Raw genomic sequence first — 13,988 nt, 5'->3', positions numbered from 1 at the left:
TTATAATCGTGCGACATGACACAAACAAAGCAAACCAATCGTCAGAATATGGTGTACACCCTGCTCGTGGTAATGATCGGGCAGGTGGGTTGTATTACCATAGCTATTATTCTGGCTTCTGTGTTTGGCGGAGTGTGGCTTGATAATACGTTTGGAACGAAGCCGGTGTTTACACTGGTGTTGTTGTTTGCTGGAATCCCTCTTTCGGTCTTCCTGATGCTGTATGTGGCGAAAAACGCTGGCGCGTTTGAGGGAAAAATACGAAGCCGAAGAGAAAAAAAACTACTGCTTAGGAGGCGGGCTTGGAGACCCAAAAACGTACCCCCTGGCGGCGCTGGATTGTTCTAGTGCTTATGATCGCTGGTTTTATTCTGGGCGGGATTTTTGTCCCCGTTCAGCCTGAGATCACGGTTGCCGCCGAAAAATTGATCGAGGAGCCACTGACTGAGAATTTTCTTGGTTTTGCTGGCCCCTTCTATTTGGTAAATACTCTCCCCACTTTGGCAGTGACGATTGTCCTGCTGTTGGTGATTGGATTTGCCGCGAACCGTTCACTTAAGAAGAGCCAACAGACTGATCTCGTGCCGACTGGTATTGGCAACGTGATGGAAGCCATTTTGGAAATGTTGTATAACATGACCGAGGGTTCTGCTGGCACGAAGTGGGCGAAGGCGATCTTCCCCTGGTTTGCGACGATTATGATTTATGTGTTGTTCGCGAACCTGCTTAAGTTGCTCCCCGGGTTTGAGTCGATCGGTGTGATCCACCACGCTCATGGCGAAGGTCATGCCATCGCTGAGTTGGGCGGCGGTTGGGCGAATATTCTTCCCGAGAAACTGGAACATGACGGCTATATTCTGGCTCCATTCTTCCGCGGTATCTCTGTGGATCTGAATTTCACCCTTTCACTGGCTTTGATCTCGTTCTTCTCCATTCAGGTGATGGGTGTCCGCGCACAGGGACTTGGCTACTTCAGCAAGTTCTTCAATACAAAGAGAATGTTCAAAGTGCCGTTTTTCGGCGCGATGGATTTTCTCGTTGGTCTGCTGGAAATCATCTCTGAATTCGCGAAGATCCTTTCATTTCACATTCCGTCTTTTCGGTAATATGTTCGCGGGTGTGGTGTTGGTCGCGGTGGTTGCTTGATTGCTCGGCAAGATCAGTATTTTGCCTGCAATGATCATGATGTTTGAGTTGTTCGTGGGTGTCATACAAGCCTTCGTGTTCGGTATGTTGACCATGGTATTCATGGCAATGGCCACACAGGGTCACGGCGACGAAGAACACGCTGAACATTAATTTGTTTAAAAAATAATTCATAAATAATTAGGATAAACCTAAGGAGGCTTGTAATATGGAAGGACAATTTCTTTTAGATGCGATGCGTTTTGTTGGCGCAGGCTTGGCAATGATCGGCGCCGCTGGCGCTGGTGTAGGTATTGGTTTGAGCGTGCAGGGTGCTCTTGGCGGTATGGCTCGCAACCCCGATACATATGGTAACTTGTTGACCAACATGATCCTCGGCGTGGCGTTCTCTGAATCCATTGCTATTTATTGTTTGGTTATCGCGTTCCTTATGCTCTTCAAAGTCGTATAGTTCAAGGAGCATTGAAACATGGAAGCTCTTGGTATTAATCTCGGATTACTCATTGTTCAACTGGTCGCGTTCGCAATTGTGTTTCTTACACTGAACGCTTGGGTTTATAAACCCATGCTGGACATGATGGAATCCCGCAAGACAAAGATCGCACAAGGTTTGGAAGATGCTCGTGTCGCTTCCGAAGCCCGCGCGAACGCTGAAAAAGAAGCCGCCAAAGTTCTCGCTGAAGCTCAGGCCGAAGCGGGCAAGGTTGTTCGTGAAGCCACTGAGCGCGCCGCTTCCGCCGGCAAAGATGTGAAAGCCGCCGCCGAAGCCGAAGCCGCCAAGGCTCGCGAAGCTGCCATGGCCGAAGCTGAACTCGAACGCAATCGCATTCTCGGCGATCTGCGCGGACAGGTTGCCGCTCTCGCCATTGCCGCTGCCAACAAGCTCGTTGGCGACGCTTTGGATGACAAGAAGCAGCATGCCTTGATCGATGAGTTCTTCTCTGGTGTGAATGCCGGCAAGGTTGTGGTGCTCGAAGGTGAAATGAAGGGCGATTCCGCTCTGGTCACCAGCGCGCTTCCGCTCACCAGCCAGGAACAGGAAACCGTGAAGAAGAGCGTCTCTGCGAAGGAAGTTACCTTCAAAGTTGACCCCTCCATTCTCGGCGGCCTCGTCATCAAAGTCGGTGACAAAGTTCTTGATGGTTCCGTCGCTGGCAAGCTCGATGGTCTGCGCCAGACTTTGAAGTAAGATCATTCATTTGATATCGAAAGGGTTTTGGTAAAATTACCAGAACCCTTTTTTGTTTTAAACCTTGATGAACGGAGATAAACAGAGATAAATGCTTCTAAAAAACTTGTTTGTTAACTTTCCATTTTCCAGTCCATCTGATCTTCCAGATGCCGAAATCAGCGGCATTGCCATAGACAGCCGCGCAGTGAAGCCGGGTTATCTTTTCGTTGCCATGCAGGGCGGCTCTGTCGATGGACATAATTACATCCCAAAGGCGATTGAGAATGGTGCGGTTGCAATTATCGGGGATAGGGATTTGAGCGGACTCAACGTCCCATACATTCGACTCGAAAACCCGCGTCAGGCTCTGACCTTTTTAGCTGCTGCCTTTTACAACTGGCCCGCCCGCAAGCTGACAGTGATCGGCGTCACCGGCACGGACGGCAAAACCACCACGAGTAATATCCTCTATAAAATTTTGATCGCCGCAGGGGTTCGGGCTGGGATGATCTCAACGGTCAACGCGGTGATCGGTGACGAAGTGTTGGATACAGGCTTCCATGTCACCACGCCTGATGCGCATGACGTGCAGCGTTATCTGGCACAGATGGTTGACTCCGGGTTGACCCATGTGGTATTGGAAACCACGTCACATGGCTGGTCGCAACATCGCGTGGATGCCTGCGAGTTTGATATTGGCGTGGTCACGAATATCACACACGAACATTTTGATGAGCACGGCAGTTATGAAAACTATCGCGCCGCGAAAGCGCGTTTGTTTAGCAGCCTTGAGCAGACAAAGGAAAAGCCGACGGGGAATCCGCGCTTGGGCGTAATTAACCGCGATGACCGTTCTTTTGAATTTCTTAATGAATTTATAAAAACGAAGAAATTAAATTACGGTCTGGGTCACTCTGCCGATGTCCGTGCAGAGAATGTGGAATATAGCTCTTCAGGAATTGAATTCATCGCAGTCTCGAACGATTTTCGTGTAGAGGTGAAGAGCGATTTGGTCGGGGCGTATAACGTCTCAAATTGCCTCGCAGCGCTCACAGCCGCTGTCTACGGGCTTGGCGTTGACCCTGAGACCGCTGCGCGCGGTATAGCCGCATTGGACGGCATTCCCGGTCGCATGGAGCAGATCAAGCTCGGGCAGAACTTCACCGCAATCGTAGACTTTGCCCATACACCGAACGCGCTCAAAGTGGCTTTGGAAGCGGGCAGAAAAATGACTCAGGGCAGGGTCATTTCCATTTTTGGTTCCGCAGGCTTGAGAGACAAAGAGAAGCGCCGCATGATGGCTGAGACATCCATCGAACTGGCAGACTTGTCCATTTTGACGGCTGAAGATCCGCGCACAGAATCATTGGATGGGATTCTCGAAGAGATGGCGGAGGGCGCACGGTCAAAGGGCGGGCGTGAAGGGGAGACGTTCTGGCATATCGCGGATCGCGGCGAAGCCATTAAATTTGCACTCAGGCTTGCTCGTGAAGGGGATATTGTCCTCTCGTGCGGCAAGGGACATGAACAATCAATGTGCTTTGGGAAGACCGAATACTTGTGGGATGATCGCACCGCCATGCGCTCTGCACTCGCGGAATTTTTAGGCGTTGAAGGTCCGCAGATGCCGTATCTTCCTTCGCAGGATAAAAACGAAAAAGACTGGCTGTCGGGATAAATATGATCCATTATTTGCATCGTGAACAAAACATTCCTGCTTCCATGAATACAGTGTGGGAGTATTTTTCAGACCCGAAGAATCTAAACCCCATTACACCGCCGGATATGAATTTTGAGATCATCGCGGGTGGTGACGTTAATATGTATGAAGGCCAGATCATTGAATACCGTGTTGAATTTTTACGCGGATTGAAATCCCTATGGCTGACTGAAATTGCGCATGTGCGTGATCATCAATATTTTGTAGATGAGCAGCGCGTGGGGCCGTATCGCTTTTGGTATCACGAACATCATTTTTCGCAGACTGCCTCCGGTGTGAAAATGATCGACCATGTGACGTATGCTCCGCCTTATGGAATATTGGGTGACATGGTCAACGCATTGTGGATCAGGCAAAAGCTGGAGGGAATCTTTAATTTTCGATTTCAAAAAATAAACGAATTATTCGGGAGCAGCAAATGACAAACTGGATCGCCCCTGTGACATTGACCGGTAAACATGCCCGCCTTGAACCGTTGAGCGAGGCACACATCCCCGGGCTGACGGAGATCGGCGTGGGTCAGAATTTCTGGCATTTCATGTTATATGGTGACATGAGCACCGAAGCCGATATGCGCAATTGGGTTGTCGATATTATGAACCGTGGTCAACGCGGCACGGACCTGCCATTTGCGGTGATCGATCTTGCGTCAGGCCGCGTGGCGGGCGCAACCCGTTATTTAAATGTCATGCCCAATGACCGCGGACTTGAGATCGGCGGCACCTGGTATGGTTTGGATTTTCAACGCACGGCTATTAACACAGAATGTAAATATTTATTGATGTCTCATGCTTTTGAGACATTGCACGCCATCCGTGTGCAGTTGAAAACAGACTCACGCAATGAACGCTCGCAAAAAGCCATTGAACGCCTTGGCGCAAAGAAGGAAGGCGTGCTCCGTAATCATATGATATTGCCTGATGGATATTTCAGGCATTCGGTGTTTTATAGCATTTTGGATACCGAATGGCCGGATGTGAAGAAAAATCTGGAAACAAAGTTAGGCGGTTAACCTTCTGTCAGATCGTTGAAGGGGTGAATGGCTAAAATTGCATCGAACTCTTTTTGTTTTCTTTCCGCCCACGCCGGGTTTGCCTTGTTGAGATTTTCAATGGTTTTGGAAAATAACAGGCGCCGAAAGCTCTGTCCTTTGATTCTGTTTTGAATTCATAGGTGGAGGCCAGTCCCCACGCGAGTTCGCTAACCAGCCAGTAAAGCAGTTCATCCTTATCACGGGTGGAGTTCTTGCTTAAGTCCAAACCTCTTTCGGTGGCGATGTAGTGATAGGTGTCATCTTCGATCTCAAGGTGTGATGTGCCGTCGTTGCCGCGTGTGGTTTGGATCAGTGCATTTAGAATTGCGGGGTTGATGCGGCGGCAGTATTCGTTGTACTCAACTTGAATCTTTTCAATGGATGACAGGCTCATTTTGATTCTCTTTCGGGTGGGGAATATTACAGAACGCTGAATCAGGTTTCAGTTAAGCGCGAAGCGCTGCGCGGGATTTGGTTATGCTGTTGAGGGCAGTCAGGCCGAGGGCACTGGTCAGGCCGATCAGCAGACCTCCGATCCAAATGGCTTGTGGAAATAAATTGTCGTTCAAAAATCCGCCGATGAGCGGGGCGAGTGTGCGGGCGAGACCCCAGCCGAGCCAATAAACAGACATGTATCTGCCGCGCAGATCGGTGGGCGCGATATCCGCCACGTATTTACTGGCGGTGGGCACGAGCGTGAGTTCGCCAAATGTGAGTATGACCATGCTGAGCCAGAAGCCCCAAAAGCCGGTCATCAGCGCCACGCTGCCTGCGCCGATGGCGTAGATCAGCATTCCTGCGGTTGCGACGGGAAGCGTTTTATAGCGTCGGGTAATTTGGGTTACTGAAAATTGAATGAAGACACACATCAAGGCGTTGGTGGTGGGAATCCATCCGTATAGAGCTTCGGGGATGTTGAAATTTATTTTTGCGTAGACAGGCATGAGGATCCACAACATGGTGGGCGCGATCAGACCGATTGCCATCAAGAAAACGAATGCTGTATAACGTTTATCGCGGAAGACGCGCGCGTATCCCTCTTTGTCCTGTGCCTGTTCGGCTAAAGAATTGGTTTTTGTTACGCTGAGTGTTTTATCGAGTGTTTCGTGTGCCAGAAAGAAAAGCAGCAAACTATAAATAATGAAGCCTGCTGCCGCTCCATAAAATGCAAAATTGTAGGATGTGGATGCGAGAAATCCGCCAACTGCAGGGCCAATGCCAAAAGCCGCATTATTTGCGATGCGGTTAATTGCGTAGGCTTCGGTGCGTTTTTCCGAGGGAATCATATCTGCCAGCATGGCATCTGCGCCCACCTGGTAGAGTGGGTTTGATAAGCCGATGAGGATCATCAGGATTACGAATTGCGGGTAGGTCTCTGCGCGCATCAGGAAGAAATATGCGATGCCGTTCAGTGCAAGGCTGAAGACCATCACCACTTTGCGCCCAATTTTATCTGCGAGTGTGCCGGCCAGGAAGGAAGAGAGCAGCCCCGTACCGGCGTTGATGGAGATCAACACGGCTACCGTACTGAGCGGCAGGTGAAGTTTTCCGCTGGCGTAAATGAGCAGGAAGGGCCAGATCATACTTCCGCCTGCGGTGCTGATGATGATGCCTGCGATCATCAACCAAAATTGGCGCGGATATTCATTAAAGAGGGATTTTATTTTATATAGCACTTTGTTATCCGAGGAAGATGCTTTCTGATTTGAAATATAGCCGGAAGTTTAAACTTTCTGCTATGTGCTGTGAACTGGTGTTGATAATGTTGTGTCTATATTGTGCGATGATATTATGTTGAATTGCCCAATCGCATAGCATGCCTACAACGGCTTTGCCCAATCCCTTTTTGCGGAACTCAGGATGCGTTAACACACCGATATCCAAAAAGCCTGTGCGTTCATATCCGCTTGAGGCTGCCACAAGCTGCTCGTCTAGAAAACAGCCAAAAGCTATTTGATGAGTTACTTCAACGTAGGCTTCATCCACATCTTCCGGGGTGTTTGCTTTTTGCAAAATTGACATGGCCTCTGCATCTGCTTCGGTCAATTGGCGCATACTGAATGGTTGAAGTGGTGCGTACGCTGGCAGGTCAGGTGGGAATAGATAATACAAGAGGCCAACATCGCTTGAGAGAATTGATTCGTTGCCCCAGATCTCTTGAATTTTTCCGCCTGTTAAAGATGTGTTGGCAGGTAGATTCTTTACGAGTTGATCAAGCTGCGAGAAATAGACGGGGTCAAATTGTATAAAGGTGTGTTTTTCGATATGCCAGAGAACAATGATCTTATCCCCATCATATTTACTTTCTGGTAAAAGAGTTACTCCGGTTTTTTGTGCGGTTTCCACCGGATACCCAAAATGACTTGTCCAGTTTTGGCGGATGGTGTGTTCAAAAGTTTTTTTATCCATGGGAGGAATAGTTTAGCATAAAAAGAAAATGAAGGTTAATGCTCTTAAGCATATTTTGCAGCCAGTTTGTTGACCGTGTTCACGCCGCGCATAGTGGATTTGACGCCGAGCGCTTTTTCGATGGCCACGTTTGAAATTTTGGAGTCGCTTTGCTTTTTGAGACACAACCAGTAAAGCTCACGCCCGTGGACGTGGAAATCGTCGATCTCCGTTCGTAATGCCATGAGTTTTTGCTTCGTAGCTTCGTTTAGCGGGTCAGCGAGGAAGCCGATGTTCAGGGCGGCGGCTGTTTCCAATTTTGATGGCGGAAATGGTTTGTACTTTGCAATTTCGACCACTTCTGCGTTGGCTCTGATGAAGGTCGCAACTTCATATCCCAGAGCTTCGCGCAGACAGGCTTCAATCTTCTTTTCAAGATTTTTTGTATTTCCAGATTTCGCGTCGAAGATGATATTTCCGCTGGCGATGAAGGTTTCGACATTTTTGAGATCAAGCGACTCAAACAACTGGCGCAAATGATCCATCTTGACATTATGTCCGCCGACGTTGATCGCGCGCAGGAATGCAATATATTTTGACATGATCTTCCTTTTTATTTCAACAATTTATACATAAAGACAGTGGTGTGTAGTGAGCCGTCTGCGCTGCGGGCGTATTCGGGAATTGTTCCTGCCCGGGTGTAGCCCAGTTTTAAATATAACTGTTCCAATGGATCACCTTCGCGCAAAGCTCAGCGAGTTTTGGAAGCAGGTGAATGCATTTCGGTTGGAGGGGGTTGGGCGCTGTGTTTAGTGGGTGTGGTTGAAACTAGCGAGTTAATGGTTTACCTCGAAATTTTTATCTGGATTTACCTTACCGTTAAATGAATCCCGGCGATCATACAGCGGACAGATCCGCCGGCCAGTTCGATGGTGGGGATGTTGAGCGGTAAAAGTTTTGCGCTTTTCTCGATGACCTTGATCTGGTCTTTTTCAAGAGCGGCTGCGGCGCGTTTGGAAAGCGCAAGTATGCGGCCGTTTTTGCCGGTCATCTCCAGTGTGTTCCCTGCAAACTCGTTGACCTGTTCACGAGTCAGTGCGATTGCGGTTCGTCCACTGTTGGTGAGGCGGTCTTCAATTTCCTTTTTGCGATGCGGGTCTGAGATCATGTCAAGGCAGATCAAGGCATATTCTGTGGCGATGCTCATGATGACATTGGTATGATAGATCGGCACGCCGTTGTTGTCAGATGTATCAAAAACCATCGGCTCATAACCAAAGGTTGTGCAGAATCTTTCCAGAATGACCGGGTCGGCGCGATTGGACCGTCCCACATAGGCCAGTCTTTCCAGATGATCGAAAACCATCGCGCCTGTGACTTCAAGAAAAGTTTGTCGTATTCAAGTCCTGAATAATCTACAACCTCCTGCACACGATAGATGCTTTTCCACATTTCGATCACATCATGCCGGCGCTCGCGCCTACGACTTGGAGAATACATCGGGAAGAGCGCCACCCGTCCGCCGTGATGGGTGGAGAACCAGTTATTCGGGAAGACCGAATCGGGCGTCTCGTGCTCACCAAAATCATCAAAGACATGAATCTGAATGCCCTCGGCGGTTAATTGTTCAACGGCGTGATCGAATTCATCTCTGGCTTGTGCGGCTAAAATTTCAGGTTCAATATCGGTCTTGATAAATTGAAAGGCATTGTCCGCCGCAGTTTCAGGGTTGGACATGAAATGATGCGGGCGGATCATGAGTCCAGCCGTTGGGGATTGCACATGTTGATAATTTATGAAGGCTCCATTTCAGAAACTAATAAGTGAAATTGTAACAAAAAACGGGCGAAGTTTTCTTCGCCCGTTGTCTTGATGTATATATTATCTACTATCTTCTGTTTCCGTTGCGATCACCGCCGCCGCTGCGTGGACCGCCACGATCGCCACCGCGTGATCCGCCGTTGCGGTCGCCGCCACGTCCACCGCCGCCGGGGCGGGGTCCGCTCTTGCGGGCGTCTTTCTCACGGGCTTCTTCAGCAGACCAGCCTTCAAGCACGGCCTGACGTGAAAGGCGGATCTTGCCTTGCGGGTCAATGTCTGTGACCATGACGGTCAATTCATCGCCCATGGCGCAAACATCTTCAACTGAGTTGACACGTTCGCTGGCAAGCTGTGAAATGTGGACGAGTCCATCCACGCCGGGGAGGAGGTTCACAAATGCGCCGAATGCCTCAATGCGGACAACTTTACCGGTATAGATATTGCCGATCACTACAGACTCGGTCAAGCCCTGTACGCGTTCCTGTGCGATCTTCGCACCCACGCCATCGGTTGATGCAATGTAGACTGTGCCGTCTTCCTGAATGTCGATCTTGGTGTGAGTCTCTTCCTGCAAAGCGCGGATATTCTTGCCGCCCGGGCCGATGAGTGCGCCGATCTTGTCGATCGGAATCTTCACGGTGATGATACGAGGAGCGTGCGGTTTCAATTCCGCGCGTGCTTCGGGCAGGGCTTCGAGCATCTTTTCCATGATGCACATGCGTGCCGTGTGAGCCTGCGCCAATGCTTCTTGCATCATTTGCGTGCTCAAGCCGCTGATCTTAATATCCATCTGCAAAGCGGTAATGCCAGCGGCAGTGCCGGCTACTTTGAAATCCATGTCGCCGAGGTGATCTTCGGTGCCTTGGATGTCGGTCAAAATTTTGTAGCGGCCGGTCTCATCGGTGATGAGTCCCATGGCTACGCCGGATACGGGCGCCTTGATCGGCACGCCTGCATCCATCAACGCCAAAGTCGAACCGCAGACTGAACCCATGGAGGTCGAGCCGTTGGAGGATAAAGCCTCAGACACAACGCGGATCGCGTATGGGAAGGATTCTTCAGCCGGGATGACGGGTTCGAGTGCACGTTCTGCGAGCGCACCATGCCCGACCTCACGCCTGCTCTGTCCACGCAGCATTTTCACCTCGCCGGTGGAGAAAGGCGGGAAGCTGTAGTGGTGCATGTAGCGTTTATTTTTCTCTGGGGATAAATTATCGAGTTCCTGAGCTTCACCCAAAGTGCCGAGTGTTGCAAAGGATAAAACTTGTGTTTCGCCGCGTGTGAACAAACCGGTGCCGTGTGCGCGGGGGGAAAGTCCCACTTCGCACCAGATCGGGCGGATGTCGGTGGGGGTGCGGCCATCAGGACGCTTGCCCATGCTCAAAATTCTTTCGCGCACGATCTTGTGCTCGGCTTCGCTAAATGCAGATTTCACATCTTTTGAAGCGGGCGCAGTTGTATCGCCTTCAACACAAAGTTCAGCAACGACTGCGGCTTGTAATTCGTCCATGCCGCCGTAGAATTCGCCTTTGCTCAACGGCTTGTCAAGCAATTCGTTCATCTTGGCATTGACTGATTCGAATACTTTCTTCTGCAATTCTTCGTTCGCGGTGGTGATGGTGGCTTCGCGCTTGGGCTTGCCAATTTCAGCCTGCATCTTGAGTTGCAGCTCAATGATCGGCTGCATGGACTGATGTCCCAATTCGAGAGAAGCAACCATTACATCTTCAGGGATTTCGTTGGCGCCGCATTCCACCATAAGAATCGCATCTTTGGTGCCGGCAATTCTCAGGTCCAGATCTGATGCGTTCATTTCTTCAAATGTCGGGTTGAGCACGAACTCACCGTTCACACGACCAACTCTCACAGCGGCGACAGGTCCAGCCCAGGGAATATCCGAGATCATGATCGCGGCAGAAGCAGCGTTGATCGCGAGAATATCCAGCGGATTAATTCCATCGGCTGAGAATGTGTACATGATCACTTGCACTTCATTGCGCATTCCGTGCGCAAAGAGCGGGCGCAGCGGGCGGTCTGTCAGACGCGCTACAAGAATCGAATCTGTGGAAGCGCGGCCTTCACGACGGAAGAAGGAACCGGGGATCTTTCCGCCGGCGTACATGCGTTCTTCAAAGTCAACGGAAAGGGGGAAGAAGTCAATCCCTTCGCGCACGCCGCCCATGGTGGCCGCGGCAAACACGATGGAATCTTCCACGCCGAAGGTGACCGCGCCGCCAGCTTGAGCGGCCAATGTGCCGGTCTCAAAGGTGAAGGTGCGCGTTCCAACCACGGCTGAATAGCGTTTTAATTCGGGTTTCATATATTGTCTCCTGTTGGGTCGAGCGCAAAGCGTCCCGCCCATCACAATGTTTTCCCGCCAGTGGGTCAGGGACTGAAGAGTGTGAACAACCCGTGTTGTTCGCGCTATTCAATTCCTGACTGCGGGGGTTTTAATAAAGACCCTAAAGGTCTTTGAGACCTTTAGGGTCTTGCATAAACTACTATTTACGGCGGAGTGACAAGCGTTCGGTAACGGTCAGATAGTTCTGGTAGTTGCTTGAGCGCAAGTACGTGAGCAATCGGCGGCGTTGACCGACCATCTTGAGCAAACCACGGCGGCAGGATTGATCCTGTTTGTTGGCCCGTAAATGCTCGGTGAGTTGAGTAATGCGGGTGGTCAGGATTGCGATTTGCACTTCGGGCGAACCGGTATCCTTGTCGTGGCGATGAAAATCATCAATTGCCTTGGTCTTAACTTCTTTTGCTAATGGCATGACGTGTGCTTCCTTTCTATTAGATTTTTTTGCAGGTCTCCGTGCCCATAGCGTTACCCTCTAAAGAGAGCTTACCATATGGCAGGACCAGTCACGGGCGGAGATTATACCAGAAAATCAGCGCTTCAATTGCCCCTGATGCGCCTCGAAATGATCCTTCACATAATGGAAAAGACGCTCGACACTGCACTCGCCTGCCAGAATTGCCTCTAAATCAGCAGGATACACCACCCAAAGCTTCATCTCCTCTTCTCGCGTCCGCCTCAACCGTGACCGGATACCTGCGTGCCCTGCCTCATAAGCCTCAATCAGCATCTGACGGTTGATCCGGTTTCCGCGCCGGGCGAAGCGTGCATTGATCTGGTTGAAAAATCTCGACGGAAAGGTATTCATCCCAAGCTGAAACAACCCGCGCGCATGGATGATCATCCAGATCTCAAACGAAAGCGCCTGCGGCCCGAGCGTGATGTGATACAGCACATCGCCCACCGTCCACTCGGGGTTATCGGTGGGCAGCGCATAATCTGCCTCAGGGATCGAGTTCACCAACGCCAGAAATCTCTCGTGTGTTTCATGTAACTCTTGAGCAAGGTCTTGTTTTAAGGTCATGACGCTCTCTCCTGGAAAACTTAAGTCTCTTTTATATATACCTTGAATTTGCTCGTTTGGATATTCTGCGAGTGGTTGATATAAGGTGAACTTTACATGCGGTGTAAGAAGCATTCTTATGGATTTGAAATAGCTTTTGAAATATCATATTCTTCTATTATTTCGCATGTTAATACTTCCACCTCATCACATCGTACAGCAACCAAATTATTTCCATCTGCCTTCCACGCCAAACTACTAAAGTCGCCTTTGGAAATTAAGGTAAGAGTATCGGTATCAAGGGAGTACAACCATACCCCGTCCTGTTTTCCCAAGCCAGACTGCCTAATAAAAGCAATATACTTAGAATTTGGAGACCACTGAAGAAGAAAAGGAGAGTAGATATTTTCGTGTACAGGATGTGCGTCTAAAGATTCTGGACTCATAATATACAAACTATACTCAACGTGAAATCTGCTCCAGCCTGTAACACCGATTGCATCTGGCGAGGCGAAAAATGCTATTGAATTTCCGTCTGGAGACCAAGATGCTCTTCCAGTATTACCAGTAGCTCCAGTTTTAGCGCCTGCAAAATCAGGGAAATCGTCTTTTAAATTCCAGGAATGCTCAACATTTCCTATTTCTATGTCTGCTGGTTCGTGCCCATCTTCCAGCACCCAATACAAAGTAGCACTTGAAAAAGAGTTTTGGTAATAAGCAATTGCCTTTGTCATTTCAGGATTCCAACTTGCACTCGAAGCACCACTTGGCAGGGAAGAAATTATTTCGATTAAATGTTTATCTTCAATATTATAGGTTAACAAGGAAGTTATCGTTGTACTGGGCGTCCCTTCTCCACTCCTACTAGAACAATCTTTCCAAACCATTATTCGCCCATCTGGCATAGATTCGTAAATTGCATACTTCGTTTGCCAACACCTAGCCTTCGGTTCTAATGGAAATGATACTTCTGTAAATTTCTCATCCCCTTCTTTAGCGTAAGCCCAATTTCCTTCCCCACCCCTTTCTGAAAGAACAAGGATTTCGCCATTCTTAAGCCGTATTACATATAAACGGTAATCAATATTTTGTGTTGGAAAATTCATCTTTTTCGGCACAAAGTCATTAAAATTTACTTGTGTATTACAGTAAAGTTGAGTTAAACACAAAATTAAAACTAAAAAAAGTGTGGGTGTTAAATTTTTCTTTATCATAATATTAACTCTTCCTATTTGATAAGGTGTATGCGGGGCAAGCAAGTTTAGGAATTTTCTATATACCCTTTAGACAAGGTAAAAAGATAGCATCCGCGAGTGTGATATTTGTTTACATGATTTGTAAACTCTG

At 49.1% G+C, this 13,988-nt stretch carries 15 protein-coding genes and 2 pseudogenes; 8 read left to right on the top strand and 9 right to left on the bottom strand.

The genetic code is table 11. The features are described from left to right. Positions 1–15: 15 nt before the first annotated feature. The 8 genes from IPL71_RS09700 (at position 16) to IPL71_RS09665 (ending at position 5,049) form a co-directional block, all read left to right on the top strand. The gene (locus IPL71_RS09700; protein ID WP_345321080.1) at positions 16–348 is read left to right on the top strand and encodes an AtpZ/AtpI family protein; all 333 of its coding nucleotides are present in this window, start codon (positions 16–18) and stop codon (positions 346–348) included. Beyond that, on the top strand, positions 303–1,106 hold the full coding sequence (locus IPL71_RS09695) for a F0F1 ATP synthase subunit A (protein WP_345321079.1): 804 nt from the start codon (positions 303–305) through the stop codon (positions 1,104–1,106). The genes IPL71_RS09700 and IPL71_RS09695 overlap by 46 nt, the downstream gene beginning before the upstream one ends. A gap of 40 nt (positions 1,107–1,146) precedes the next feature. Continuing rightward, positions 1,147–1,299: a hypothetical protein gene (locus tag IPL71_RS09690; RefSeq protein WP_345321078.1), complete on the top strand. Its 153-nt coding sequence runs from the start codon at positions 1,147–1,149 to the stop codon at positions 1,297–1,299. Between the two features lie 55 nt (positions 1,300–1,354). Beyond that, complete coding sequence (atpE, locus tag IPL71_RS09685) at positions 1,355–1,597, top strand: ATP synthase F0 subunit C (RefSeq protein ID WP_345321077.1); 243 nt, start codon at positions 1,355–1,357, stop codon at positions 1,595–1,597. 18 nt (positions 1,598–1,615) lie between these two features. Further along, positions 1,616–2,335, top strand: coding sequence for a F0F1 ATP synthase subunit B (atpF, locus tag IPL71_RS09680; protein WP_345321076.1), 720 nt, complete (start codon positions 1,616–1,618; stop codon positions 2,333–2,335). A 91-nt stretch (positions 2,336–2,426) separates the two neighbouring features. After that, complete coding sequence (locus IPL71_RS09675) at positions 2,427–3,995, top strand: UDP-N-acetylmuramoyl-L-alanyl-D-glutamate--2,6-diaminopimelate ligase (protein WP_345321074.1); 1,569 nt, start codon at positions 2,427–2,429, stop codon at positions 3,993–3,995. A 2-nt stretch (positions 3,996–3,997) separates the two neighbouring features. Then, entirely contained in the window at positions 3,998–4,459 is a 462-nt protein-coding gene (locus tag IPL71_RS09670; protein WP_345321071.1) for an SRPBCC family protein, read from the top strand. Continuing rightward, on the top strand, positions 4,456–5,049 hold the full coding sequence (locus tag IPL71_RS09665; protein ID WP_345321070.1) for a GNAT family N-acetyltransferase: 594 nt from the start codon (positions 4,456–4,458) through the stop codon (positions 5,047–5,049). Before IPL71_RS09670 ends, IPL71_RS09665 begins: the two co-directional genes overlap by 4 nt. Here IPL71_RS09665 and IPL71_RS09660 read toward each other — a convergent pair. The 9 genes and pseudogenes from IPL71_RS09660 to IPL71_RS09620 form a co-directional block, all read right to left on the bottom strand. Beyond that, positions 5,046–5,464 (bottom strand): annotated as a pseudogene (locus IPL71_RS09660) (Imm63 family immunity protein). The gene IPL71_RS09665 and the pseudogene IPL71_RS09660 sit on opposite strands and share 4 nt — an antisense overlap. A gap of 52 nt (positions 5,465–5,516) precedes the next feature. Next, the gene (locus IPL71_RS09655; RefSeq protein WP_345321067.1) at positions 5,517–6,746 is read right to left on the bottom strand and encodes an MDR family MFS transporter; all 1,230 of its coding nucleotides are present in this window, start codon (positions 6,744–6,746) and stop codon (positions 5,517–5,519) included. Positions 6,747–6,750: 4 nt separating this feature from the next. Then, positions 6,751–7,479 carry a GNAT family N-acetyltransferase gene (locus IPL71_RS09650; protein ID WP_345321066.1) on the bottom strand — a complete coding sequence of 243 codons (729 nt, stop codon included), beginning with the start codon at positions 7,477–7,479 and terminating at the stop codon, positions 6,751–6,753. 44 nt (positions 7,480–7,523) lie between these two features. After that, positions 7,524–8,060, bottom strand: coding sequence for a DUF1697 domain-containing protein (locus IPL71_RS09645; RefSeq protein ID WP_345321064.1), 537 nt, complete (start codon positions 8,058–8,060; stop codon positions 7,524–7,526). A 266-nt stretch (positions 8,061–8,326) separates the two neighbouring features. Beyond that, positions 8,327–9,216: pseudogene (gene ctlX, locus IPL71_RS09640) on the bottom strand (citrulline utilization hydrolase CtlX). 130 nt (positions 9,217–9,346) lie between these two features. Continuing rightward, the gene (locus IPL71_RS09635; protein WP_345321062.1) at positions 9,347–11,599 is read right to left on the bottom strand and encodes a polyribonucleotide nucleotidyltransferase; all 2,253 of its coding nucleotides are present in this window, start codon (positions 11,597–11,599) and stop codon (positions 9,347–9,349) included. Positions 11,600–11,780: 181 nt separating this feature from the next. Then, a complete protein-coding gene (gene rpsO, locus IPL71_RS09630) occupies positions 11,781–12,053 on the bottom strand; it encodes a 30S ribosomal protein S15 (protein ID WP_345321061.1) in 273 nt (90 codons plus the stop codon). Positions 12,054–12,170: 117 nt separating this feature from the next. Further along, positions 12,171–12,662, bottom strand: coding sequence for a maleylpyruvate isomerase N-terminal domain-containing protein (locus IPL71_RS09625; protein ID WP_345321060.1), 492 nt, complete (start codon positions 12,660–12,662; stop codon positions 12,171–12,173). A 116-nt stretch (positions 12,663–12,778) separates the two neighbouring features. Then, on the bottom strand, positions 12,779–13,855 hold the full coding sequence (locus IPL71_RS09620) for a TolB family protein (RefSeq protein WP_345321059.1): 1,077 nt from the start codon (positions 13,853–13,855) through the stop codon (positions 12,779–12,781). Between the last annotated feature and the right edge of the window lie 133 nt (positions 13,856–13,988).

Source organism: Candidatus Villigracilis proximus (genome assembly GCF_016717045.1).
GTDB lineage: Bacteria > Chloroflexota > Anaerolineae > Anaerolineales > Villigracilaceae > Villigracilis > Villigracilis proximus.
Note: the sequence above shows the minus strand (reverse complement) of the source record. Positions and strands in the feature narration are given on the sequence as shown.